The 25,419-nt window shown below is 63.4% G+C and carries 21 protein-coding genes and 1 pseudogene; 11 read left to right on the forward strand and 11 right to left on the reverse strand.

The features are described 5' to 3' along the window. Positions 1-4 precede the first annotated feature (4 nt). From ABIE53_RS24750 to ABIE53_RS24775, 6 genes are read left to right on the forward strand one after another with little or no spacing between them, the layout of a single operon-like run. The gene (locus ABIE53_RS24750; protein WP_192699380.1) at positions 5-499 is read left to right on the forward strand and encodes an arsenate reductase/protein-tyrosine-phosphatase family protein; all 495 of its coding nucleotides are present in this window, start codon (positions 5-7) and stop codon (positions 497-499) included. Beyond that, entirely contained in the window at positions 496-2,760 is a 2,265-nt protein-coding gene (locus ABIE53_RS24755) for a polysaccharide biosynthesis tyrosine autokinase (protein ID WP_192699379.1), read from the forward strand. Before ABIE53_RS24750 ends, ABIE53_RS24755 begins: the two co-directional genes overlap by 4 nt. After that, the gene (locus ABIE53_RS24760) at positions 2,757-4,910 is read left to right on the forward strand and encodes a glycosyltransferase (protein WP_192699378.1); all 2,154 of its coding nucleotides are present in this window, start codon (positions 2,757-2,759) and stop codon (positions 4,908-4,910) included. Before ABIE53_RS24755 ends, ABIE53_RS24760 begins: the two co-directional genes overlap by 4 nt. A 49-nt stretch (positions 4,911-4,959) precedes the next feature. After that, the gene (locus tag ABIE53_RS24765; RefSeq protein WP_006049182.1) at positions 4,960-6,000 is read left to right on the forward strand and encodes an EpsG family protein; all 1,041 of its coding nucleotides are present in this window, start codon (positions 4,960-4,962) and stop codon (positions 5,998-6,000) included. A 5-nt stretch (positions 6,001-6,005) separates the two neighbouring features. Beyond that, positions 6,006-7,169: a glycosyltransferase gene (locus ABIE53_RS24770; RefSeq protein ID WP_132503467.1), complete on the forward strand. Its 1,164-nt coding sequence runs from the start codon at positions 6,006-6,008 to the stop codon at positions 7,167-7,169. Continuing rightward, the gene (locus ABIE53_RS24775) at positions 7,166-8,368 is read left to right on the forward strand and encodes a polysaccharide pyruvyl transferase family protein (protein WP_192699377.1); all 1,203 of its coding nucleotides are present in this window, start codon (positions 7,166-7,168) and stop codon (positions 8,366-8,368) included. The genes ABIE53_RS24770 and ABIE53_RS24775 overlap by 4 nt, the downstream gene beginning before the upstream one ends. A gap of 109 nt (positions 8,369-8,477) precedes the next feature. On the opposite strand, the gene ABIE53_RS24780 is transcribed toward ABIE53_RS24775, so the two are convergent. The 3 genes from ABIE53_RS24780 to ABIE53_RS24790 form a co-directional block, all read right to left on the reverse strand. After that, a complete protein-coding gene (locus tag ABIE53_RS24780; protein WP_053859557.1) occupies positions 8,478-9,098 on the reverse strand; it encodes a LysE family translocator in 621 nt (206 codons plus the stop codon). 181 nt (positions 9,099-9,279) lie between these two features. Continuing rightward, positions 9,280-9,825, reverse strand: a complete 546-nt coding sequence (locus tag ABIE53_RS24785) for a hypothetical protein (RefSeq protein ID WP_192699376.1) — start codon at positions 9,823-9,825, stop codon at positions 9,280-9,282. 222 nt (positions 9,826-10,047) lie between these two features. Next, positions 10,048-10,629 (reverse strand): IMPACT family protein, encoded by a 582-nt coding sequence (locus ABIE53_RS24790; protein ID WP_192699375.1) that lies wholly within the window; start codon positions 10,627-10,629, stop codon positions 10,048-10,050. A gap of 223 nt (positions 10,630-10,852) precedes the next feature. Between ABIE53_RS24790 and ABIE53_RS24795 the strand changes: the two genes are divergently transcribed. Continuing rightward, positions 10,853-11,479: a LysE family translocator gene (locus tag ABIE53_RS24795; RefSeq protein ID WP_029966487.1), complete on the forward strand. Its 627-nt coding sequence runs from the start codon at positions 10,853-10,855 to the stop codon at positions 11,477-11,479. A gap of 24 nt (positions 11,480-11,503) precedes the next feature. Here ABIE53_RS24795 and ABIE53_RS24800 read toward each other — a convergent pair whose 3' ends face one another. Continuing rightward, the gene (locus ABIE53_RS24800; protein WP_006049189.1) at positions 11,504-11,872 is read right to left on the reverse strand and encodes a hypothetical protein; all 369 of its coding nucleotides are present in this window, start codon (positions 11,870-11,872) and stop codon (positions 11,504-11,506) included. A gap of 252 nt (positions 11,873-12,124) precedes the next feature. Between ABIE53_RS24800 and ABIE53_RS24805 the strand changes: the two genes are divergently transcribed. Then, positions 12,125-12,754, forward strand: coding sequence for a 2-hydroxychromene-2-carboxylate isomerase (locus tag ABIE53_RS24805; protein WP_114156901.1), 630 nt, complete (start codon positions 12,125-12,127; stop codon positions 12,752-12,754). Here ABIE53_RS24805 and ABIE53_RS24810 read toward each other — a convergent pair. The 3 genes and pseudogenes from ABIE53_RS24810 to ABIE53_RS24820 form a co-directional block, all read right to left on the reverse strand. Further along, a complete protein-coding gene (locus tag ABIE53_RS24810) occupies positions 12,736-12,993 on the reverse strand; it encodes a DUF2866 domain-containing protein (protein ID WP_029966485.1) in 258 nt (85 codons plus the stop codon). The genes ABIE53_RS24805 and ABIE53_RS24810 overlap by 19 nt on opposite strands. Before the next feature lie 141 nt (positions 12,994-13,134). Then, positions 13,135-14,905 (reverse strand): annotated as a pseudogene (locus tag ABIE53_RS24815) (peptidoglycan D,D-transpeptidase FtsI family protein). A gap of 252 nt (positions 14,906-15,157) precedes the next feature. Then, positions 15,158-16,699: a methyl-accepting chemotaxis protein gene (locus tag ABIE53_RS24820; protein ID WP_029966482.1), complete on the reverse strand. Its 1,542-nt coding sequence runs from the start codon at positions 16,697-16,699 to the stop codon at positions 15,158-15,160. Positions 16,700-17,238: 539 nt separating this feature from the next. Between ABIE53_RS24820 and aepX the strand changes: the two genes are divergently transcribed. The 3 genes from aepX to ABIE53_RS24835 are packed head-to-tail and all read left to right on the forward strand — an operon-like array spanning position 17,239 to position 21,211. Beyond that, positions 17,239-18,963, forward strand: coding sequence for a phosphoenolpyruvate mutase (gene aepX, locus ABIE53_RS24825; RefSeq protein ID WP_192699374.1), 1,725 nt, complete (start codon positions 17,239-17,241; stop codon positions 18,961-18,963). Continuing rightward, positions 18,960-20,123: a phosphonopyruvate decarboxylase gene (gene aepY, locus ABIE53_RS24830; RefSeq protein ID WP_192699373.1), complete on the forward strand. Its 1,164-nt coding sequence runs from the start codon at positions 18,960-18,962 to the stop codon at positions 20,121-20,123. Before aepX ends, aepY begins: the two co-directional genes overlap by 4 nt. 20 nt (positions 20,124-20,143) lie before the next feature. Beyond that, positions 20,144-21,211: a 2-aminoethylphosphonate aminotransferase gene (locus tag ABIE53_RS24835; protein WP_053859551.1), complete on the forward strand. Its 1,068-nt coding sequence runs from the start codon at positions 20,144-20,146 to the stop codon at positions 21,209-21,211. Positions 21,212-21,316: 105 nt separating this feature from the next. Here ABIE53_RS24835 and ABIE53_RS24840 read toward each other — a convergent pair whose 3' ends face one another. From ABIE53_RS24840 to ABIE53_RS24855, 4 genes are all read right to left on the reverse strand, one after another. Beyond that, positions 21,317-21,469 (reverse strand): hypothetical protein, encoded by a 153-nt coding sequence (locus ABIE53_RS24840; protein WP_006049197.1) that lies wholly within the window; start codon positions 21,467-21,469, stop codon positions 21,317-21,319. A gap of 165 nt (positions 21,470-21,634) precedes the next feature. Continuing rightward, complete coding sequence (locus ABIE53_RS24845) at positions 21,635-22,339, reverse strand: PIG-L family deacetylase (protein ID WP_006049198.1); 705 nt, start codon at positions 22,337-22,339, stop codon at positions 21,635-21,637. 145 nt (positions 22,340-22,484) lie between these two features. Next, entirely contained in the window at positions 22,485-24,398 is a 1,914-nt protein-coding gene (locus ABIE53_RS24850) for a DUF4130 domain-containing protein (RefSeq protein WP_376916232.1), read from the reverse strand. Between the two features lie 396 nt (positions 24,399-24,794). Beyond that, positions 24,795-25,391, reverse strand: a complete 597-nt coding sequence (locus tag ABIE53_RS24855) for a nucleotidyltransferase family protein (RefSeq protein ID WP_053859549.1) — start codon at positions 25,389-25,391, stop codon at positions 24,795-24,797. Positions 25,392-25,419: the final 28 nt, after the last annotated feature.

Raw genomic sequence — 25,419 nt, forward strand, 5'->3', positions numbered from 1 at the left:
ACAGATGATCTCCAACGTTTTGACCGTTTGCCAAGGCAACGTATGCCGCAGCCCTATGGCTGCGGCTCTTTTACAGCAGAAGATCGAGGGCGTGCACGTACATTCCTGCGGACTTGCGGCGATGGTCGGGCAACCGGCGGCGAGCAACGCCGTCGCGGTGCTTTCAGAAGTCGGCGTCGATATGCGGGAACACCGCGCAAAGCAGTTGACCTGGCAACTGGCAAGCCGGGCAGATCTGATTCTTACGATGACCGCGCGGCAGAAGCAAACCATTGAGTGGCTTTTTCCCTCGATGTGCGGCCGCATATTCTCCGTGCGCGGCTTCGACCACATGGATATCGACGACCCCATGGGCTTGTCCCTATCGGCGTTTCGCCAGTGCAGGGAGAGCTTGACGGTCGGTATCGACTACTGGGTAGAGCGGCTAGGCAAATTCAACGTGCGGTCCGCTGATCGTCATCGCGATGACGCGGCCCACGTCGAGGGGGTGGCACAGTGAACCAGTCCCGCGCTTTGCATGAGCCCGCCAACGCCGAAAAGGATTTCGATCTTGCGGCGATTCTCGATGTGTTCCTGCTTTACCGGCACATGATGCTGTGGATCTTCGGCACGCTGTGTGTTCTCGGCCTTGCCGCGGTGCTGCTTTCCGATCCGCAGTACGAGGCGGACATGGTGACTCAGGTCGATGAGAGCAGCAGTGCGAGTACCGCGTCGTCGCTGCTGGGTCAGGACCTTTCGTCGATGCTCGAGGTCAAGTCTTCCGCCGATACGGAGATGCAGGTGCTGCGGTCGCGGCTCGTCGTGGCTGCGGTCGTCGACGAGTTGGGCCTGTACATCGAAGCCGAGCCAGTTCGCTTTCCACTCGTCGGCCGGGCGATCGCACGCGCCAGCAAGGGATTATCGCGCCCCGGTTTGCTGGGCATGGGCGGCTATACGTGGGGTGAAGAGCGCGCGTACGTCGAACGCTTCGACACGCCCAGCGCACTGATCGGATCGGCGTACTCGTTGACCGTTGCTGACGCGGGCGCGTACCGGCTCTCCGGACCTGGGTTGAAGCAGGATGTGGTCGGCCGGCTCGGCGCAACCGAAACCTTCATGACCGATGACGGTCCGCTGACGTTGTGCGTCGGCGCGTTGCATGCTGCGGTTGGTGCCCGCTTCAAGCTCACGCGGCAATCGCGCCTCGAGACGATCGGCAAGCTGCAGGACAGCCTCTCGATCAGCGAACAAGGAAAGGATTCCAACGTGCTGCGCGTGAAGTTGCGCGGCGCCGATCCGGTACGGATCACCGAGGTGCTCAACCATCTCGCACAACACTACCTGGAGCAGAACGAGGCGCGCAAAGCCGAGCAGGCCGCGCGGTCGCTCGCGTTCCTGCGCGGCCAGGTGCCTGGCTTGCGCGACAGACTGGACAGCGCGGAAAAAGCCTATGCGGTAATCCGCAGCAAGTTTGGATCGGTGGACCTTGAAGGCGAAGCCAAAAAAGTACTGCAACTAGCGGCCGACAATGAGATACAGGTCGCCACGCTGCAGCAGAAGAAAGCCGAAGCGTTGACGCGTTTTGCGCCGACCAACCCGACCGTGATGGCTCTCGATAGACAGCTAGCAGTTCTGCAATCGCAGTCGAGTGGACTCAATCAACAGATCGACGGCCTGCCGGAGATGCAGCGCCAGGTGGTGAAGGCGGAGCGCGACGTCAAGATCAGCAACGATCTATACGTGGGTTTGCTGAACAACATCGAACAACTGCAGATTCTGCAAGTGGGACGGGTCGGCAACGTCCGCGTTCTCGACGAGGCGTTGTTGCCCGACCGCCCGGTTCGCTTCTGGCGTTTTCTGCTGTGCCTCGCGGTCGTCGCCGTCGCGTTACTTGCAGCGGTCGGCGCCGCGTTTATTCGCGACCTTCTGTTCCATGGGATTTCGGATTCCCGCGAACTGGCGGAGCGCACAGGTCTCGATGTGCTCTCCGTGGTGCCGGTGGCACGCAGGGGCGGATTCCATTGGTCTGGATACTTCGGTCGGGAAACGCGTCCGCGGCGTCCGCTTGCTTTTATCGACCCAGCAGATCCGGCAATCGAAAGTTTGCGCAGTCTGCGCACTGCGCTGCAGTTTTCATTGTCCGATGGCGGCGGTAACGTCGTGATGTTCACCGGGCCGTCGCCGAATGTGGGCAAATCGTTTATCGCGTCCAACGTCGCCGCGGTCGTGGCCCGCACTGGCAAACGTGTCCTGTTGGTCGACGGCGACCTGAGACGCTGCGGACTCACTCGCGCATACGGCTGCATTTCGGCAGTCGGACTGTCCGACGTGATCGCCGACATGGGCAAACTGGACGCGTCGATCCGCAAGCTGGAGCGCTCGACGCTCGACTTCCTGCCGGCTGGCGCGATGCCGCCGAATGCGGCCGACCACCTCGGTAGTGAACGCACAGGCGATCTTTTCAAGGCGTTGTCCGCGCGCTACGACCTCGTGGTCGTCGACACCGCGCCGCTGTTGCCGGTGCCCGATGCGGCGATTCTCGCGCCATATTCAAACGGCAACATCTTCCTGGTCGCTCGCGCCTCGGTCACGAAGGCTGCGGAAATGGAAGAGTGCATGCGCCGCTTGCAGCATGTGGGCGTTGCGGTGAAGGGCGTTGTGCTCAACGGAATCGATCGTCATGCAGGGCGCTTCCGCAATGGCACCACCTATGGCACGTACCTCTACGGGCGCTCACGAGGTGAAGATGCGCGTCCGATGATGGACGGAGCGCAAGAATGAATTCGCGCATCCGTGACGCTCGCGCTGCGTCGGTGCTGCTGGTCAGCGCGTCGATGTCGGCGGGCCTGGCGTTCGCCGTGCAGGCAGTGCTTGCGCGGTCTCTGTCGCCGGCGGACTACGGGCGGTTCGCTGCTGCGCTCGCTGTCGTGACTATCGTTGCGCCGGCGGTCGGGTTCGGCGTGCCGTCGTTCTGGCTCAAAGCGTACGGCAGCGAGGGTTGGTCCGCGAGTCGATGGATGGAAGCATCCGTGCGTTTCGTCACCCGCAGCGCGCTGGTGTGTCTTCTCGCTGCCGCCTTGTGGGCATGGCTAGGCACTCCGGATGCGCAGACCGGTGCACTGCTGTTATTCATGCTGCCGGCGGTGCTGACGCAAGGCGCAATCGAGATCGCCTCGGTGAAGTTGCAACTGGAGGAAAAATTCGGCCGGGTTGCAATGTGGCAAGGACTACAGCATGCCGGACGTCTCATGTTGCTTCTGGTGTGCTGGCGGTTGGGCGCAAGCAGCCTGATTGTCGCGGCCGGCTTTGGCTGTATTGCCGTCATCGTGACGCTCGGCGCATGGCAGTCAGTCTCGGCGCTGCGAAGCGGCGCGGTGCACCTGATCGGGCATGGACCAAAACTCGCGGAACGATTTTCGCGCGAAGGACTGCCGACGCCGCCCGTCATGGAACTCTGGCGCAACGCGCTGCCCTTCGGTGTATCCGGCCTGCTGTTTTATGCGTACGGCCAAAGCGGCCTGGTTATCGTCTCGCACCTGGGCGAACCTCAGGACGTCGGCGCATACAGCGTCGCGTTGACGATTGTTAGCGCGCTTTATCTGTTGCCGACGGTTCTGTTCCAGAAACTGCTCATGCCGCGTCTTCATCGATGGGCCGCATCGGGCGACGAACGTCTCGAGCGGATGTATCGGGAAGGCGGCAGATGGATGTTCGTCTCAGGTCTCGCGTTGGGCGCGATTGCGGCGCTGCTCGCGCCGGTCGCCATCCCGCTGGTGTTTGGCAGGCAATACGGGCAAGCGGTGCAAGTGGTCGTCATCATGGCACTGAGCACGCCGTTCAGATTTTTAACGGTCTGTGCGTCGTCCGTGATGACGACCCGCAACCTGGTCCGCGTGCGCAACTGGTGCGCCGCCGCCGCACTGCTATTCAGCGTGGTCGCTGGACTCATCGGCGTGCTGGTCGCGGGCACTGTCGGCGCAGCCGCCGCTTCGGTGATGGGCGAAGTGGTGTGGGCGGTGCTGTCCGTGCTGTGCGCTCGCCACTTCCTGTTCCGCGAACGGCAGCAGCCGATATCCGGCATCGACGCGCGGCCAGATGCACGCAGCATGTCGCCAATGCCTCCGGAACAGATTCCGGTGTGCGTGATCATTCCGTGCTTTAACTGCCGCGACACGATCGGGCGTGCGGTTCAATCCGTCTTCGAGCAGACATGCCGTCCGCAGCAGTTGATTCTGGTCGACGATTGCAGCACGGATGGCACGCGCGCATTGCTTCGCGAATTGGCGCAGATTTATCCGCGCAATTGGCTTCGCGTACTTCTGCAGCCGCGCAACGCGGGGCCGGGTGCGGCGCGTAACGCCGGATGGTCCGCGACGACGCTGCCGTACATCGCGTTCCTCGACTCGGATGACAGCTGGCATCCGTCGAAAATGGCGACGCAATACAAGTGGATGCGCGCGCATCCGGAGGTCGCGATAACGGGGCATCCCGTGGCGCAACTCGAAGCCGGCGGTCTGCCGGCGTCTCAACCGTGGCCGGCTGTCGTCGCCCCGCGCCGCGTATCGCGGCGACGCGTTCTGTTCTCGAACCGCTTCACGCCCTCGAGCATTTTGATGCGCGCGGACGTCGGCGCACGTTTCGATGAAAACAAGCGCCACGCCGAAGACTATTTCATGTTGCTGGAAGTGGTGCTCGTGGAGGGAGGCGAGGCCTATCTGTTCCCTTTCGCGCTTTCGTACATTTACAAGGCGCAGTTCGGCGCGCAAACCGGACTGAGCGCCCAGCTCCTGAAAATCCAGAAAGGCGAGCAGGACAACTACCTGCGCTTGCGCCGTCGACGAGTGATCGGTCCTGGTGAATGGCTGTGCTTTTCTGCGTTGAGCGGCGCGAAATATCTGCGGCGCTGCCTGCTGTCACGGAGGTTTGCGTGAGACGCATAGCGGCGATTCCCGCAACACGACAAGCGGGGTGGTGCGGCTCATGACGTACTACCTTGTGCCGTTGCTGTTCTTCTATCTCGGCGTCGCGCTGTGCGTTGCGTACGGTGGAACCAGCACCGCTGTCATTGTGACGTGTGCGCTGCCGATGGTCGCGCTCGCGGTCTTGCGCGGCCATTGCGGCACCGACACGGCCGCCTACTACCAGGCGTTCGCCGATCTGGGCCAGGGGAACGGCTATGGCGGCGAGCCGCTGTTCAATGCGTATGCGAGGCTTCTCTGGGCTATCGAGCCCGACCCGCGCTTCGTCGTCAACAGCGTGTCGATGACAACCGCGCTGCTGTTGCTCTGGTCCATTTCACGCAGTCGTCATGGCATCTGGTTCGGCGGCCTCGTGCTCGTGCCCGGCATGTTCTATGAACTGACCATGAACGTGATGCGATTCGGCCTTGCGGCTTCGATCTTTCTGCTGGCCACGCGCTTCTCGCCGCAGCGAAAGCCGCTTCGGTATTTCATCTTCGCGGTGGTCGGGACGTGTGTGCATTTCTCATCGGCATTGCTGTTCCTGCTCTTTGTCGCGACCACGCGGCGCGGGCACACGATCATGTTCGTCGGTGCGGCGTTAGCTGTCGCCGGCGGGTCGTTGCTGGTCCCAGGCTACCTCGCCGACAAGACGAGTCTTTACACCGGCATCGAAGCGCCCAATGCAACGTCTGGATTGCTGTTCCTGTTGATCCAGTTGCTCATGCTGGGCGTCATGGTCATGCATCGGCGGCAGTTCGCGATTCCACCCGTCGGCTGGATGATTTTTGCCGTGCTGGCAGCGGCGCTTTACGGCATGACACAGGTCACGTATGCGGGCATCCGCTTCCAGCTGATTCTCGTCTATCTGATGCTGGTTGTGCTTTGGCGTCAGTTTGCTCCGCCGACGGGGCGGATGAACACAAGGTTGGCGGCGTGGCTGTTCGCCATCGGTCTCATCGCACTCGCGGGACGAATCCACAACATGAGCGATGAAGAAGGTCGTGGCGCATCGCCATTCCTGCCTTATCGCGCAGCGCCAGAATTGCAGAATATGGAGTAGTGATCTTGCGGCAAAAAATCGTACACGTAACAGAAGCGCTGGGTGGCGGCGTGCTGCATTGCGTGGTTCTTCTAGCTAATCGTCAGGCCGCTGCGGGCGATGACGTCGTTGTGCTCCATTCCGTGCGCAAAGACACGCCGCTTAACGCAACGCTGGATAAGTTGTTCGATCCGCGCGTGCGTCGCCGGGTCGTGGAAATGCAAACTGCCATAGGAGTTCGCGACCTCTCGAGTCTGTGCAGGCTTTTCGTCGAGCTGTTTCGGGAGCGGCCCGACATTGTTCATCTCCACTCGTCGAAGGCGGCGGCGCTAGGCCGCATCGCCACGCGGTTGCTCGGACTAAGCGGGTGCACGATCTATTCGCCGCACGGGTTTGCGTTTCTGAAAGAGGACACGTCTGCGTTAAAGGCAAAGCTGTTCCTGTTAATCGAACGGACGCTGCATGCAATGGGCGGGCACATCGTTGCATGCTCAAAAAGCGAATGGCGTTACGCGCGAATGTTGCTTTCGAATCCGCAACGCACGAGCCTTGTCGAGAACGCGGTGAAACTCGATGACTTCGGGGCCGACACCACGAGACAAACTCGCGAGCAGGTCGTCGTATGCACGTCGGCGCGCGTTACCTATCAGAAGGCGCCGTGGCGATTCACGCAGCTTGCCCAACGTCTCGCGCGAACATCCAACGTCCGTGCTGTGTGGTATGGCGATGGCGAAGCGGAAGCGATTGATCGCTGGATTGATCGTGAGGTTGTTGAGTTGAGTGGATGGATTGCGGCGCCGGAACTCAGGCGAGCGCTTCAGCAATGCGACATCTTCGTTTTGCCTTCGCTATGGGAGGGCATGCCGATTGCGCTGATAGAGGCGCAGGCGGCGGGGCTGCCGGCGGTCGCCAGTCGCATCGTCGGCAATCGGGATGTCATCGTCCACGGCGTGACCGGCTTCCTCGCAAGCAACGATGCGGAGCTCGAGCATTACACACGTCGATTGATCGACGACCCGCAATTGCGCGAACGAATGGGCACGGCGGCGGCGAAGCACGCGCTTGCCCGGTTCGGCGACGCCCGATTGTTTCGCTCCTACGTCGGCATTTACCGGCGTCTGCTGTCGCCAGTGCATGCTCATCATTCGCCGGCCCTGACTCGCGCACTTTCAACAGAGGTCTTGAAATGAACGAGTTCGACGTAGCGGCGCCGGCCGCCGCGCAATCGAATGGGTGCAATAAGGGCGGACTTGGCCGCAGCACAGCTCGCGCATCGGGTAGCCGCACGACCCGCGTTGCTTTCTTCGGATTCTATGGAAGGCGCAACTTCGGCGACGACCTGTTCGGATATCTGTTGCAGTCCATATCGCTTCGGGCACGAGGCATCGAGCCGTTGATCGTGGGCGCTTCACCGGCGCAAGAGTTGACGCACTCGTTCCATCTGCCGGGGGCACGGGGGCTCTGGATGCGAAGAGGCGGAGTCGGTGCCGCGGTACGCTCGGTCACTTATGTTGCAGCGATGTTGTCTGCGCGGGCGGCCATTTTCGGTGGAGGCTCGCTATTTGGTGCTAACGCTTCGCTGTCCTTTGCGAAGCTGATCGTTCGTTTGGGCCGGCGGCTCAGCAAGCCGGTCGCAGCGCTTGGCGTTTCGGTCGGACCGTTTGCATCGGCAGAGCGGCGAAGCGCATTCGAGGCTGTCCTTCGCGACATACCATACGTGGCCGTGCGCGATGAAGCGTCGGTTCGCCTCGTCGCCGAAGTGACAGGATCGGCGCCCGTCAATCTCAGGGATCTTGCTTTTGCGTTGCCTGCAATCTACACGCCAAAGCGCAGACCGTCTGATAGACGAACGCTGATCGTGTCCATTCACCTGCGCCAATATACTGACGCGGTGCTTGCGATACTTGCGTACGTCGACAGCCAGCGGCTTGTCGATGAAGTGCTATTTGTCTCGCTGGACGAAGAAAGTGTTGCGGTGACAGGAGACATCGCTCGCCTGTTCTCGCCGTCGAACGTTTCGGTGGAGCGTTTTCGATACGGGGACTCGATCACAGCGGTCGTGGATCTACTCGCCGCAGCGGCCTGTGTCGTTACTTCGAAACTGCACGGCGCGATCGTCAGCTTTGTGTATGACGTCCCAACAATGCTGTTCTGCTACCAGCCAAAGTGTGCGGAATTCCTGCGTGACAATGGATTACCGGGTCCGCATGAGCCGCTGCCGGTCGAGGACGTCTGCGTCGATCATGTCGCCCGGCTTCTTACGCAAGAGACGACAAAAGCGCGCTATGGCGACGCCGAGTGGCATCGCGACCGGTTCACTGATTTCATCGCAGACGTCGGCAATGGCGGACACGCGCGGTTGCCGCTTTCCGACGAGGTCGTGGGATAGGCTAGGCGCATCCGGCTGCCGTGATCCGGCAATTCGATCCGGAATGTAGTTATGTCGGAACACGGTCGCCGTTGGCCGTGTTTCTTCCGACCCGCACCTCAACGCCGCCCTAACCCCGCCTAACCATCAAAAACCCCACCCCCATCGCAGCCAGAAACGCCCCACAGCATCGATTAAACCACCGCCTCACCCGTGCGCGCACCAGCCACTTGCCGAGATACATGCCGGCCCACGAATAGAGCGCGATCGCCACGCATTCGAGCACGAGAAAACTCGCGCCGAGCACGGCGAATTGCGGCAGCATCGGCTTCGCGATGTCGACGAATTGCGGCAAAAATGCGGTGAACACGAGGATCGCCTTCGGATTGCCGGCGGCCACGAGAAACTCGCGCCGCGCGACGGTCGCGAGCGATGCGCACTGTTCCTGCGTGGTGTCGATGGCCGGCGCGTCGCTGCGCCAGAGTTGAATGGCAAGCCAGATCAGGTACGCGGCGCCGGCCAGTTTGATCGCGAGAAAGAACCACGCCGACGCATGCAGCACGACCGCGAGGCCGGTCGCGGCCAGCACGATCATCGCCGCGAACGCGACGAGCCGTCCCGCGCCGCCGAGGAACGCCGTCATGAAGCCGTGCCGCGCGGCGACGTTGATCGATAGGAGATTGTTCGGCCCGGGCGCGAGATTGATCGCGAAGCAGGCGGGAAGAAAAAAGAGCCAGGCGGTAGTGGACATGGAGCCTCGCGGAGTGAGTGCTCATGGGCGCCGGCGCGGTTGGCGCGGCACGCACAAGAGCGCAGCAAAAAAGCAGCGGCATGTGCTGCTTCCGATTGTAGCGAAACGGGCGGCGCGCCTCTCCTGGTATCTCCGCTACCGTGCGTTGCACAGTAAAACGTACACGTCTACGTCGCGTCCGCTAGTTCACTGCGTTGATGAACCCGGCGTCCTTCACCAATGCGTCGACGCTGAGCTTGACCGTGTCCTCGATCGCAATGGTGTTGCTGGTGAATTTCGGCGACTTCCGTTTGACGGTCTTGGTGGTCGAGAACACGACTTTGTGCGTGACGGCGTCGGTCACGACATAGCGCATCTGCAGAGTCCAGAGCGCCGGCGTGCGAACGTCGTCGACGCTGAATTTTTCGATGCTGCCGCTCAGCAGTTTGCGCCTGTCCTCGAGATGAAAGCCCACCACCTTCAGGCGGCTCGCCACACTCTCGCGCACGGTCTCGCTGATGTCGTTCTTCAGCACGACCACGGTCATCGCCGTATTTTCGATGCGGTTCGGCGACACGCGGCCATCGACAGCCGGCATGTAGGCGAAGTCGCGGGCGGGCGCGACGCTGAGCCAACCCGTGGACGAAGCGGCGGCGCGCGGCGCACTATGACTGTTGAGACCGAACCACGACCATGAGCAGGCCGACAGCATCAAAGGCAGCGCGACGGCGCCGCAGCCCTTGAGCATTGTGATTCGTATAGACGCTGACGGGCGCGCAAGATGCGGCACAAGCGAACGATGCCGCGCCGATTCGGGCGCTGCGTGGGGACAAGCGGCGGTCGAGATCAGAGGAGTGGCCCTTTAAGTGGTGGCACGTGCTGGCGGTACATTCATACGCCGTTCGAGAACAGCATGGTAACAGCGGCCACTCGCAAGCCATCTTCTAAATAAAACTCGAACGCGCCGCTATCAGAAGAAGCCGGCCTTGCCTTGCGTCATATCGACCAGCGTGCGGCGCGCGTCGTCGATTTTATTCACCGGCAAACGGATCGTCATTTTCACGAGCATTGCGTGCGCGGTATCGGCGAGCGCGTAGCTTTCCGCTTCGATCCAGCGGCGCACCTTGGCTTCGTCGGCGTAACCGACTTCGACGATCAGCGATCCTTGAGCAATCCGTTCGACGCGCGGCGCGTCCAGCAGCGCGGAGGCGATCGCGTCCGTATAGGCGCGCACGAGGCCGCCCGCGCCGAGCTTCACGCCGCCGTAATAGCGGACGACGGCGGCCAGCACGCCGTCCAGATCGTGATGCCGCAGCACTTCGAGAATCGGCCGGCCCGCGGTGCCGGAAGGCTCGCCGGCGTCGGACATGCCGGACTGGCCGCCTGCCAGCAACGCCCAGCACACATGCGTCGCGGCCGGATGCTCGTCGCGCAGACGGCGCAGTTCGTCCATCGCGGCGTCGCGATCCTCGACGGGTATCGCATACGCAATAAACCGGCTCTTGCGAATCTCGAGTTCGTGGATGTGCCGCGCCGACAACGTGTAAGTCACCTGGAAATTCCGCTCAATAGCCTGCGATAAAAAACGTCGGAGCCGGCTTTCGGCCCAGACTCGAATCATAGCGACTTTGCGATGCGGGCTGTCGTGCAAGCGCGAACGCAAGCACCAACGCAACCGCAAGCAGGCACAAGCGCGAGCGCGGTACACTTTGCGGAGCACGAATTGAACGGAACCGCCAATCAGCAGGAAACCGCCAGGAGACAGAATGAACAGCATGCTCGAGTTGTCCACGTTAGGCACCTTCGTCGCCGTCGTACTCGGTCTTTTTTTGATTCCGGGGCCCGCGGTCCTGCTGGTTCTGACACGCACGGTTCACGGAGGACGCAAGGCCGGCATCTTCACCGGCCTCGGCATTGCGGTGGGCGACTTCGTTCATACGCTCGGCGCGGCAGTCGGTCTTTCAGCGTTGCTGATGACGTCGGCGCTCGCCTTCAACGCGGTCAAGTGGATCGGCGCGCTGTATCTCGTCTATCTCGGCATTCGGGCCTTGCGCGAAAAACCGGCGAGCGGCGAGATGCCTGCGAGCGCACCCGTGTCGGCGTCGAAAGCGTTCTTTCAGGCCATTCCCGCCGAAGTGCTCAATCCGAAAACCGCGCTCTTCTTTCTCGCGTTTCTCCCGCAGTTCGTGCACCCCGAGCACGGTTCGACGTTCTTGCAGTTCACCACGTTGGGCCTGATTTTCGTCGGCATGAGCGCGCTTTACACGACGCTGATCGTGTTGACGATCCGCCCACTCGGCAGACTCGTCGGACGCCTGACGTGGTTGCGCCGCTGGCAGAACAAGATTATCGGCGTGCTGTTCATATCGCTCGGCCTGCGCGTAGCGACGCAAACGCGCTAAGCGGGCGGCCGCGCGCCGCGACGGCTAGATGTTGCGGCGCTGTCTTCGCAAACGCCCTTCGCGCGCGTATTCGATCTGTTCCTGAGTTCGCACCGCGAGCCTTTCCTGCTCCGCGCGGCTGATTTGCCGCGTATCGTCGATTTCGCCGACGCGCAGTACTTCCTGCGCGAGGCGGATACGCAGCGTCATGAGCGGTTCGCCGCGTTCGACGAGCGTGCGGTCCGCGGCGCGCGCCTGCTGCACGCCGCAGTCGATCAGATTGCGCAGTTCGAGCAGCGTAAGCCGCTGCCGCTGGATTTCGAGGATGAGCCGCTGCACCGCGCGCTCGTCACGCGCGCGCCAGAAGGCGCGCAGCTCGGCAAGCGTGGGAGGCTCGAAGGGAGGAAGGCGCATTGCTCATACGAAAAGTACTGTATATATGTACAGTATATCGCGACTTTTCGGGGGCGCGCGTAGCGTTTGCCCGGAGCTTCAATTCAGCGCCAGCATGACCGACGCGCCCATCACGACGACGGCAAGAAGCATGGCGACACACAGATCGAGCGGGTAACGCATCATGCTTTCACCATCGGTTGAGAAACGCGAAGACTGTCATCATAGGCAAGCTTGTCCCGCTCGACTGTCAGACATTGCAAGAGGGAAGAGATGAACCCCACCACTGCTTCCACAGCGCCCGCGCGCGACATCGAATTCTGGTTCGACTTCGGCAGCAACTACAGCTACCTGAGCGTGATGCGTATCGAGGCTGAGGCTGCTGCGCGAGGCGTGCGTATTCATTGGCGGCCGTTTCTGCTCGGGCCGATTTTTCGCGCGCTGGGTTTTGACAATTCCCCGTTCGTCTTGCAGAAGGAGAAGGGCGCCTACGTCTGGAAAGATATGGAACGGCAGTGCCGCAAGTACGGTATCGCCCTGACACGTCCGAGCGTTTTTCCGCGCGCCGCGCTGCTGGCGATGCGCGTCGCGCTACTCGGCGCCGAGCGTGAATGGATCGCTGCGTATTGCCGCGAGATCATGCAGCAGAACTTCGTGCATGACCGCGATATCGGTTCCGTCGAAGTCGTGGGCGAAGCGCTCGTCAAACTCGGCTTGCCCGCTCAGCAGATCATCGCTGAAGCGCAAAGCGACGCGAACAAGCTGCGTCTGCGCGAACAGACAGAAGCGGCCGCGGCCAAAGGCATTTTCGGCGCCCCCACGTTCTTTATCGGCGATGAAATGTTCTGGGGCAACGACCGGCTCGAAGACGCGTTGGACTTCTGCTATTCGTCGCCGTGCTGACAGAAGCGCCGCCCCGGCACATGCGAGACGACAGCCTGGGCGATCTCGAGCGGCGTGCTCTCGGCGGGCACCACGCGGCGGCTCGCTTCGGGCGTGTGCTTCATCGTCCATTCGACAAGCCGGTATGAACGTCCCCAGGGCGGCTGCAGCGGGTCGGAGACCTTGCATGAGTGAATCTGCCCGACCCATTCGTTGCCAGGCATGGCGCGCAGATGCTCGAACACCGCGTCCTCAACCATGGTTCGTCCTCCTTCTTTTTCGCAGGCATGGAGTCTTTCTTTTGCGCGTCGGCAACATCGCTGAAAAAAACGCCGCCGATGATCTGGCGGCTCAACAGGGGATGTTGAGCCGCATGGTTGCAGCAAAGAATTAAGCGAGACTTAAGACGGCGCAAATGCGTGTGCGGCGTTTTGTCCGTCGACGCCCCGCGCATCCGGCGGCACGCCGAGCAGTTGCAGTGAGCCGCCCGTTACCGCGCTGAACACGGGGCCTGCGACAGTGCCGCCATAAAACGCCTTGCCGGCCGGATCGTCGATCATCACCGCGACGATCAGGCGCGGGTCGCTCATCGGCGCCATGCCGACGAAGAGCGCGCGATAACGGTTCTTCGCGTAAGACGCGCCGACCTGCTTGCGCGCAGTGCCCGTCTTGCCGCCGATGCGATAGCCTTCGACGGTTGCGGCGCGCCCCGTGCCGCCGTCGCCTGTGGCCATTTCGAGCATCGAACGGATCGCGCGCGCGGTGGCCGGCGTGGTGACCGCGTGGCCCGTTTGCGAAGCGGCGGCCGCGGCATCGATGTTCTCGCGCACGAGGCGCACCGGGTGCATGGTGCCGTCGCCGGCATAGGCGGTGTAGATCTGCGCGATCTGCAGCAGCGACGCCGAGAGCCCATAGCCATACGCCATAGTCGCCTGCTCGATAGGACGCCAGCGTTTGTACGGCCGCACCTTGCCCGACGCCACGCCAGGAAAGGTCAGCTCGGGCCGCATGCCGAGTCCGTACTCCTGATATTTGGCCCAGATTTTTTCGGCGGGCAGATTGAGCGCGAGTTTGGCGAGCGCGATGTTGCTCGATTTCTGCACTGCTTCGGCGACGGTCATCGCGCCGTGATTCGACGTGTCGTGGATCACCGCGGGGCCGATCTTGTACCAGCCAGGCGCCGTGTCGATCACACTTTGCGGCCGCACCTTGCCCTCGTCGATGGACAACGCGACGACCACCGGCTTGATCGTCGAGCCGGGCTCGAACGTATCCACCACCGCGCGATTGCGCAACTGCCGGCCCGTGAGGCGCGCGCGATCGTTTGGATCGAAGCTCGGATAGTTGGCAAGCGCGAGAATCTCGCCGTTGCGCGCGTCGAGCACGACCACGCTGCCGGCTTCCGCGCGATGCTTCGCGATGGCGTCCTTTAACTGTGCATACGCGAGCTGCTGGATGCGCCGATCGATTGTCAAATGAATCGTGTCGCCGTTCTGCGCGGGCACGAGCGGCCGCGTTTCCGACACCCACGCGGCCAAGCCGGTCGCGAATCACTTCGCGATGGCCCGGCACGCCGAGCAACTGTTCGTTGGCGGCAAGCTCGACGCCTTCCTGGCCGTTGTCCTCGATATCCGTAAAGCCGACCACGTGAGCCGCCGATTCGCCTTCCGGATAGAAGCGCTTTGAATCCGCGATCTGCGTGATGCCCGCGAGTCCGAGCTTCGACAGATGCCCGGCCGTGTCCGCGTCCACCTGGCGTTTGAGCAGCACGAACGTCTTGTCGCCGTTCAAGCGGCGGCGCAGTTCCGCGAGCGGCAGATCGAGCAGTTTCGAAAGCGGCGGCAGCGCGGCTTCGTCGAGCAGCTTGGGCGTTGCCCAGATCTCGTAAGTCGCGAGACTGACGGCGAGCATCGAGCCATTGCGGTCGACAATGCGCCCACGCGTCGCGTCGAGTTCGATCGTGCGTTGATAGCGCTTTTGCCCCTGATCGACATAGAAGTCGCGGTTCACCACCTGCACCCAGAACGCGCGGCCCGCGAGCGCGGCAAACGCGGCGAACACCAGCACGACGATGAACTTCGAGCGCCACATCGGCAGACGCGCAACCAGCAACTGGTTCTTCGCGACGGGCGCATAAGAATCGCGCGACGGGGATTTTTTCTTCGGGATCATGGCGGTCCGACTGACAGCGGATTAACTTGCGGCAGCGCTCATTGTAATGAGAACGTAATCTGTGTGCGAGATTACCGCAAGCCAACACGCGCGACAGACGTAAAAAAAGCCGCGCGGACTTCAAAATCCGCGCGGCTCATTTCGTTCGATTGATGCGTCGATTTCGACGCGGCGTGTTAAAGAGGCGCTCGCTGCCTGTCGAGCGCCTTCTTTTTCACGCGCGCCTTCATGCGCTCCTTCGTGCGTGCGCCTTCACGCGGGCAGCGCGAAGCTCGAGATCGCCTCTCGCAATACGCCCACCTGATCCTTCAGCGAATGCGCGGCCGCGGCGGCTTCCTCGACCAGCGCCGCGTTCTGCTGCGTGACCTGATCCATCTCGCCGACCGCGCGATTCACCTGCTCGATGCCCGCGCTCTGCTCGCGCGACGCATTGCTGATTTCCTCGAGAATCTCGTTCACGCGACGCACCGACTGCACGATCTCGCCCATCGTCGAGCCCGCGTTGGCAACCAGCGACGCGCCCGCTTCCACCGTGGTCGTCGACGTTTCGATCAGCGCCTTGATTTCCTTCGCGGCCGTGGCCGAGCGTTGCGCGAGGCTGCGCACTTCGGCGGCGACGACGGCGAAGCCGCGTCCCTGTTCGCCCGCGCGGGCCGCTTCGACGGCCGCGTTCAACGCGAGAATGTTGGTCTGAAACGCAATGCCGTCGATCACGCCGATGATGTCGCCGATCTGCCGCGAGCTCGTCGTGATCTCGCCCATCGTGCGAACCACGTCGTCGACGACGCGGCTGCCGCGCGTGGCGACGTCGGCGGCTTGGCCCGCCAGTTCTGCCGCCTGTTGCGCGCTGTCCGCGTTCTGCTTCACGTTGACCGTCATCTGATCCATGCTCGACGCCGTCTGCACCAGCGCGGCGGCTTGTTCCTCCGTGCGTTGCGACAGATCGGTGTTGCCGGCGGCAATTTCACTTGCGCCGACGTTGATGTTTTCCGTACCGGCGCGCACCCGCGAAACGGTATCGACAAGACCGGCCTGCATGGTTTGCAACGCATGCAGCAGGCTGCCGGCGTCGTTGTCCTTGACCGGCACGCGCACCGCGAGATTGCCGCCCGCCATCAGTTGCGCATGTTCGACGGCCACTTCCAGATCGCCGCCGAGCGAGCGGCGCACGCTGCGCAACACGAGCAGCATGATGCCCGTGGCGATGCCGCCGAGCGCAACCGTGATCGCGAGCCAGCGCAACAGGCTCGCGTAAAACGCGCGCTGCACGTCGTCCATGTACATGCCGGTGACGACATACCAGTCCCACGGCTGGAAGTGCTGCGAATAGCTGGTCTTCGCCACGGGTTTCTCGCTGCCCGGCTTCGCCCACAGGTAGTCGACAAAGCCGCCGCCTTCGTGATTGCCCGCGTTCACGATATCCACGAACAGATGGTTGCCCGCCGGGTCCGCGAACTGCGCGAGGTTCTTGCCGACCATCTCTTTCTTGAACGGATGCATCAGCATGACGGGCTGCGAGTCGTTCACGGAGATGTAGCCGTCCTTGCCGTAGCGCATCGATTCGAGCGTGGCGAGCGCCTGCTTCTTCGCTTCGTCTTCGGTGATGGCGTGCTGTTGCGCCATTGCGTAGTAACGGGCGACCACGTGGTTCGCCTGGTCGATCAGCGACGTGAGCTGGTCGCGCCGGTCGCTAACCATCGACGCACGGTTTTGCCATGCGCCGAAGCCGCCGATCAGAATCAGGCCGAACCACAGGACGGCGATCATTGAGGCTAATTTTTTGTTCAGAGTCATAGCAAAGAGTGGTGCTTGGCAAAGGGTCGATCGGATTGGGCTGTGTGCTTCTCGCTGACTCTGTTTACGGCAGGTTTCACTTTGCTCATGAGGGCAGGGGAAACCCTTTGCCATGCGCGTTTCGTCTGATTAAAGGGTGTGGGCGGAGGTAATGCACCTGATGCGAAAGCATTTATTTAATTCTGCGCAGTTAATAAAAAGCATTATTCGCAGCGACGATTCTCTGATTAATAAAAAGCCGGTGCCGAGAAATGGAATTAATTCCGCGATGACGCGCACCAACCCAACCCGGCAAGCCTTCGCATCAATAAACCACAAAACGCCACTCAATTCCAAAGCGCTTGCCAGCGCGCCTGCGCTGCAAAAATCGACACATTTCTCCACTTAAAAGCAATACAGCAAAAGCACAGCCGTCTAAATGACGACTAAATGAAAATTCCGCTATAGTCGCCATTTTCCAGTCGCCAGCCGGGCAAAAAGAGCGCCGATAAACCGGCAAGCAGGCCCCGCCAATAAGCCCGCCACCAGGAGTACAGAATATGAACGCCCGCGAACCCGCCTTCGTCTCTTCTTCACGCAGCGCACGTCTGCGCCAGATGCTTGTCAGCAGCGAACTCGAATTCATGATGGAGGCGCATAACGGCCTCTCCGCGCGCATCGTCCGCGAAGCCGGCTTCAAGGCGATCTGGGGCTCGGGCCTCGCGATCTCCGCGCAATTCGGCGTGCGCGACAACAACGAGGCAAGCTGGACCCAGGTCGTCGACAACCTCGAATTCATGGCCGACGCGAGCGATCTGCCGATCCTGCTCGACGGCGACACCGGCTACGGAAACTTCAACAACGTGCGCCGCCTCGTGCGCAAGCTCGAACAACGCGGCATCGCCGGCGTGTGCATCGAAGACAAGCAGTTTCCGAAGACCAATAGCTTCATCAACGGCGAGGCGCAGCCGCTTGCCGACATCGACGAATTCTGCGGCAAGATCAAGGCCGGCAAGGACTCGCAATCGGACGAGAATTTTTCGATCGTCGCGCGCGTGGAAGCGCTGATCGCCGGCTGGGGCATGGAAGAGGCGCTGCGCCGCGCCGAAGCCTACCGCCGCGCCGGCGCCGACGCGATCCTGATTCACAGCAAGCTCTCGCGCCCCGACGAAATTCTCGAGTTCGCGCGCGAGTGGGCGGGCCGCGGGCCGCTCGTGATCGTGCCGACCAAGTACTACAGCACGCCGACCGAAGTGTTCCGCGAAGCCGGCATCAGCACCGTGATCTGGGCGAACCATCTGATTCGCGCGGCCACGTCGGCGATGCAGGCGGTCGCACAAGAAATCCACACGAGCCAAACGCTCGTCAACGTGGAAGACCGCATCGCCGCGGTCAACGAAATTTTCCGTTTGCAGGACGCCGACGAGTATTCGGAAGCGGAAGACCGCTATCTGTCGAGCGGCCGCGCGGCGGGCGCCGCGGTCGTGCTCGCGGCGAGCCGCGGCAAGGGCCTCGAAGCCGTCACCGAAGACCGTCCGAAAGTCATGCTGCCGGTTGCGGGCAAGCCGCTGCTGCGCTGGCTCGTCGACGCGTTCAAGAAGCAGGGCGTCAACGACATCACGGTGGTCGGCGGTTATCGCGCCGATGCCATCGATACGGCGGGCATCAAGCTCGTCGTCAATGACAAGCACGAGCAGACCGGCGAACTCGCGTCGCTCGCCTGCGCGCTCGACAAGCTCTCGGGCGACACCGTGATCTCGTACGGCGATCTGCTGTTCCGCAGCTACATCCTGCGCGATCTGGTGGAGAGCGAGGCGGCCTTCAGCGTGGTCGTCGATTCTTCGCTGACCGATGCGGAAAACGCGAGCGTGCGCGACTTCGCGTGGTGCTCGGCTTCCGACGACCGCGGCCTGTTCGGCAACAAGGTCGTGCTGCGCCATGTGTCGAGCGGACAGGAGGCGTCGTCGTCGATCGCCGCACAAACGCCGCATGGCCGCTGGGTCGGTTTGCTCAACGTGCGTGGCGCAGGCCGCGAGCGTCTGCAGACTGTCATGGCGCAATTGCAGGCGCGCGCCGACTTTGCATCGCTCGACATGCCCGCGTTGCTGAACGCGCTGATCGAAGCAGGCGAGTCGATCGAAGTGCAATACGTGCACGGCCATTGGCGCGGCGTCAACGATCTCGAAGACTTCCGCCGCGCCGGCGACTTCGCGCATGGACAGACGCCGCTCGCGGCATCGGTCGGCGGTGCGGCCTCTGACGCAGCGAGCGGGGCGGCGCAATGATCGAAGCCGCACAGTTTGTCGAGGCGGCGCGCGAGCGCGGCTTCGACTGGTATGCGGGCGTGCCTTGCTCGTACCTGACGCCGTTCATCAACTACGTGTTGCAGGACGAGTCGCTGCACTACGTGTCGGCGGCCAATGAGGGCGATGCGGTTGCGTTGATCGGCGGCGTCACTCTCGGCGCACGCAACGGCCGCCGCGGCATCACGATGATGCAGAACTCGGGCCTCGGCAACGCCGTGAGTCCGTTGACGTCGCTCACGTGGACCTTCCGTTTGCCGCAATTGCTGATCGTCACGTGGCGCGGCCAACCCGGCGTCGCCGACGAACCGCAGCACGCGTTGATGGGACCGGTCACGCCCGCGATGCTCGACACGATGGAAATTCCGTGGGAGACGTTTCCGACCGAACCCGACGCGATCGGCCCCGCGCTGGATCGCGCGATCGCCCATATGGACGAAACGGGCCGCCCTTACGCGCTCGTGATGCAAAAGGGCAGCGTCGCGCCATACGAATTGAAGGCGGGCGATGCGGGCGCGCGTCGTGTGCCGGTCGCGCCGCGTTCACAGTTCACCGGCGTGGCGGCGAGCGAACTCGCGTCGCGTCATGACGCGTTGAAGAAGGTGATCGCGCACACGCCGCTCGAGTCGACGGTCGTGCTCGCGTCGACCGGTTTTTGCGGACGCGAGCTTTACGCGATCGACGATCGTCCGAACCAGTTGTACATGGTCGGCTCGATGGGCTGCGTGACGCCGTTCGCGCTCGGTCTCGCGCTCGCGCGTCCAGACCTGCATGTGGTCGCGCTCGACGGCGACGGTGCGGCGCTGATGCGCATGGGCGCGTTCGCGACAATCGGCGCTTACGGTCCGTCGAATCTCACGCACGTACTGCTCGATAACGGCGCGCACGACTCCACGGGCGGGCAGGCGACGGTCTCGCCGCAGGTCTCGTTTGCGGGCGTCGCGGCGGCGTGCGGCTATGCGTCGGCGGTCGAAAGCGACGATCCGGCTGTGCTCGACGCGCTGTTCGAATCCGCGCCGCTCGACGGTCCGCGCTTCGCGCGCCTCGTCATTCGCCGCGGCACGCCTGACGGCTTGCCGCGTCCCACCATCACTCCGCCCGATGTGAAAACGCGTTTGATGCGTCACATCGGCGCCGCCTGAAGTCAAAGGAAGACGCGCCCATGCTGCTGCTCAATCCCGGCCCCGTGACGCTCACCGAACGCGTTCGCAACAGCCTGTTGCAGACGGACCTGTGCCATCGCGAAAGCGAGTTTTTCGATTTGCAGGAAGAGGCGCGCACGCGTCTCGTCGACCTTTACGGCCTCGACGCGAGCGAATGGCAGGCGGTGCTGATGACGGGCTCGGGCACGGCCGCCGTCGAAAGCATGACGGCCGCGCTGGTGCCGCAAAACGGCAAGCTGCTGGTGGTGGAAAACGGCGTGTACGGCGAGCGTATCGCGCAGATCGCCGCGCAATACGGCATTGCACATGAAGCGCTCAAGCATGACTGGATGCAGGCGCCGGACCTGGCGAAAATCGCCGAACGTCTCGACGCGGACAAGGCGTTCACGCACGTCGCGGTGATCCATCATGAAACGACGACCGGGCGGCTGAACGATCTCGCCGCGCTCGGTGCGCTGTGCCGCGCGCGCGGTCTGCGTTTGCTGGTTGATGGCGTGAGCAGCTTCGGCGCCGAGGCGATCGACTTCGCCGATACGAGTCTCGACGCCGTCGCCGCGACCGCCAACAAGTGCCTGCACGGCGTGCCGGGTGCGTCGTTCGTGCTGGTGCGCCGTGCGGCGCTCGCGCAGGCGGCGAGCCGCACGTACTACCTCGACCTCGGACGGCTCGCGCGCCTGCAGGATCAGCGCAATACGCCGTTCACGCCGTCGGTTCACGCGTACTACGCGCTGGTCGAAGCGTTGCGCGAAATCGCCGACGAAGGCGGCTGGCGCGCGCGTCATGCGCGCTACGCGGCGCTCGCCGAGCAGGCGCGCGCGGGGCTGGCCGAGCGCGGCATCGATAGCGTGCTGGCGCCGCAGGAGTCGTCGGTCGTGTTGCGCGCGTACCGGCTGCCGAACGGCGTCACGTATCCGCAATTGCACGACGCGCTGAAGGCGCGCGGCTTCGTGATCTATGCCGGGCAGGGCGGGCTGTCGGCGGAACTGTTCCGTATCTCGACGATGGGTAACATCCACGCCGCCGACATCGACCGGCTGTTGCAGGGCTTCAGCGAACTGACGAGCTGATTGCGGTGCGGGTGTGCCGCCGTGGCGCCGTCGCGTGCCCGCATGTCGTGTGCGGTTTATGCACGCGGCTGTCGGTTCGCGGCTGATTTGCTAACGCTTCGCGGCTCACACCGGGTCTTTGTCGGGCGGTCCTTCGGGGCGCTGTGGTTCGTCGTTGTGATGACCGGGCGACGGCGGTGTCAGCGGATCGCCTTCCGGGTCGCGCGTCGGGTCGGCGTTGGGATCGGGGATCGGGCTCGTATGCATGTCGTAGCTCATTGCATCACCTGTGGTTGAGAGTTGTGCGATAGCGCGACGGCGCGTGCGGTTCACTTCAAGGGTAGGCGGTTTTGCTGTCGGGCGGGATTTCGCGGCGGCGCTTTTTGTCGGCGCTTTCGCCTGCGTTTTTGCCTACGCTTCCCGCTGTGTTTTTCACGCGTTCCGCTACCTTTTCACGCGACGGCCCACGCTCAGTTGCCAGTAGCGCTCGGTGGCGAAGACGTCGTCGTAATTGCCCGGCCCGAACGCCCGCAACTGACTCTGGTACGCGTGGACGGCTTCGCGCTTGATCTGCGCGCGCCGCTGCATGTCGATCGTGTGGCCGGCGCTCGGATTGGCCGGCGTCGCCACGATGCCGCGCTGCGCGAGATCGGCGAGGCGCGCCTGCACGACCCCCGGCGTGCGCCGGTGAATCGCTTCCTCGTAACCGAACCAGGCGAGATGCGACAGCCGCGGCAGGATCTCGCAGCAGGCTTCGAACACGCGCACGTGATCGTCGTGATACAGCCCGAGCGGCATCAGCAACGTGTTAGCCGTGGTTCGATAGATGGTTTCCTCGAGCGCGGCCGCCATTTTGCTGATGGACGGCGAATCGGAATACTGGCTTTCGCGAAACGGCATGCGCAGCGGAATCGCGTCGAGCAATTCGAGCGCGCGATTGTCTTCGAACGTGCGCTCGTGGATCGCTTCGTGGGCGTTGACGAAACCCGACTTTTCATCCCATTCGGTGTGCATCGTATGCTCGGGCGGCGCGGCGAATACCGTGCAGACCGCGGCGTCCGGATGCGCAGCGAGCAATGCGCCGCAACTGAAGACGGCGTCGTCGAAATGCGGTGACACGATGAACAGGCGCGGGCTGGTTTCGCTCATGGGCAGTCGGTGGTTTCGAACGCGTGCGCCGCTTCAACGACGGAGTAGCGTTGCGTGACAATCGCGGCGTCACATCAGCTTAGGCGGAATTGGAACGAGTTGCGCGGTTGATTCGCGGTCGATTGGCGGTTCATTCGCGGTCGGTTCACTGTCGGTTCGCCGTTCTGCGGCGCTCACGCATAGCTATGAGTGTTTGCGCAAGCCATGTGCCTGTGCACGCCCGAGCGATGGCATGGCTTAGGCGGTTATCACCGACGCTCGGAAGCGTCGCCCGCCAGTTCCGCCGCCCACCTGAACGCAGTCGCGATTCTTGCGACGATGTCGTCGCGCAAACGCGGGTCGGCGGTTCGCAACGCATACGCCGGATGCCAGGTCGGCACGATGATGCGCCCGCCATGACTGATCGTGCGCCCCGCATATATTCCGACAGGTTGACGTGCGCGCCTGTCAACGCTCTCAACGCCGTCGGGCCTAACGCGACGACCACCCGCGGCGCAAGCTGCGCGAGTTCTTTTTCGAGCCAGTACTGACAGGCTTCCACCTCGCGTTGCGCGGGTGTGCGATGAATGCGCTCCCGCCCGACGATCTCCCACTTGTAATGCTTGACCGCATACGTCAGATAGAGCGCCGCGCGTTCGAGCCCGGCGCGGGCGAGCACGCTGTCGAGCAACTGACCGGCCGGTCCGGTGAAGGGCACGCCGTGCTGGTTTTCATACTCGCCAGGTTGCTCGCCGACGACCATGATCGGGGGACTGGCGGGGGCAGTGGAATTTGTATGCGCATCGGCGTTGGCACTCACGCTGCCGCCCGCACCCGCACCCGCACCCGCACCCGCACCCGCACCCGCACCCGCACCCGCACCCGCACCGGGCACCGGCTGCTTCGCGTTGCGCCATAACGCGCAACGCCGGCAGGTATCGAGCGGACCGGTGGGCTCGCGCAGCGGTGGCGTCAGCGCGGAATATTCCGCCGGCGGAGCAGCCGGTACGGTCACGACAGCGTTTTGTCCGCGACGACAGATGCGCTCGCGCCCGAGTTGCGCGGGCAACGGCGGCCCTTCGGGCGGGGCTCTCCAGTACCGAAGCGGCACCGGCGGCGTCTCGCCGCTGACGGCTTCCTCGTAGTAGCCGAGCCAGAGCGCTTCAGTGGACTCGCTGGTGACGGCTTCGCCCGTCATTGCGTCTTCGGCCGGAACGTCGACGCTGTGCTCAGACACCGGCTGCGATATGTGCAGCAGCATGCCGTTCCAGAGCGCGGCGCCTCGCGGCGTGGCCAGCATCCATGTGGAGTAGCCCATGCGCGCTGCGAAGCGCTCGGCCGCGTACTCGAGCAGATCGTGATGCGGTTCGTACCAGCCGACGAATTCCGGCGGTCCCATCGACGGATCGCGTCTTCTGAACAAGGTCAGGTTCAGCATGTCCTCGGTTTCATGCTCGACGGCGCGCACGCGCTGATCGAGCAATGCGCCGTCGCTGTCGCCGAGGTCGAGAACGTCGCGTTCGCCGCGCGTCCAGCGCCAGAGGACTCGATAGAGCAGCGCCCAGCGGTCGGGCGCGCGGAAACAGGCGGCTGCTTTCAGCCAGGCGAGTAGCTCGCGTGGGATGGCGGTTGTTGCCGCGAGGCCGTTTGCTGCGTCCGGGGTTGCTGACGCGTGAGACGGGTGCGATGCGGCCGACGCGTGCGAGGCTTGCAACATGCCCGACGCACCCGACGCACCCGACGCACCCGACGAACCCGACGAACCCGACGAACCCGACGAACCCGACGAACCCGACGAACCCGACGAACCCGATGCACCCGATGCACCCGATGCACCCGATGCACCCGATGCACCCGATGCACCCGATGCACCCGACGCACCCGATGCACCCGACGCATCGGCAAGCGGCTGATTTAGCGCCGCGCCTGCGCCATTGCAACCGATGGTGCTCGCAGGCTCCTGCGCCGTCTCCGGGCACTCAATCCATTCGATCCGCTCCGGCTGCACGCCATGCCGCAACAGCAAGCGTGCGGCGTCGCGCCAGGCGCTGAAAGACGGGTAAATGGAAATGCGGTTCATGCGAAGGGTTGCGGCCGGGGGCACGCGGCGAGCGGCAGCTAGTGGCGCGTTAAAATACTGTATGGATATACAGTATGCGCCCAAGCTTGGCGTCGACGCAAGCCTGCGGTTTGCTGCACGCCAAGGCTCACGGCCAGCGCACAGCGGGCAGGGGCCAACGCCCTGCGCCGAACGCGGAACCCCAACGCCGTACGTCGCACGCTCAAAGCCCAACGCCCAACGCCCAACGCCCAACGCCCAACGCAGCTCCGAAGTCAACCGCCCGGCTCCGCACAACCGCCCGACTCCGCACCGCCGACTCCACGCTACCCGCCGACTCCACGCTACCCGCCGACTCCACACTACCCGTGGTTGCCGGCCAAAACGAGACCGGTCCCAACCACCACTTCAGCCCCGCTAACCCGCCCCCACCCCCCGCAAATCCCCCGGCGTATCCACATCCCGCAAAACCCCCGCATCGTCGACATCCAGCCGCACCACACGCCCAGACATCAGCAACGAACGCGCGCCGCTGTCTCCATCGAGCGACATCAGCGCCTCGCGATGTTCCGCGCCAAACCCCACCGGATGCCCACGCTGCCCTTCATAAAACGGCGCGACGATAGACGCCCCGCCGTCGAGCGTCCGCGCGACCGCTTCAATCGTCGACGGCTGGATGCGCGGCATGTCGGCGAGCGCGACGATCCAGCCTTCGGCGTCGTCGCTGGCCTCGATGCCCGCGGCGAGGCTCGCGCCCATGCCGCGTTCGGCGGCGGCCGCGAACACCACGTCGCAGCCGGCCTCGTTCAGCAGACGCGCGAGCGCTTCGGCGCCCGGCCGCACGACGGCCAGCACCGTCGGCACGACCAGCAACAGCCGGCGCGCGGCTTCGTGGGCGAGCGGCGTGCCGTCGGGCAGTCGCGCGAGCAGCTTGTTTTGCACGCCCTGCGGATCGAAGCGCGAGCCGACGCCTGCGGCAAGCAAAATGCCAGTGGCAAGCGACGAGTAAGCCATGAGCGGGCACCGGAGAATGAAAGTGCCT

This window comes from Paraburkholderia sp. OAS925 (assembly GCF_040543975.1).
GTDB lineage: Bacteria > Pseudomonadota > Gammaproteobacteria > Burkholderiales > Burkholderiaceae > Paraburkholderia > Paraburkholderia graminis.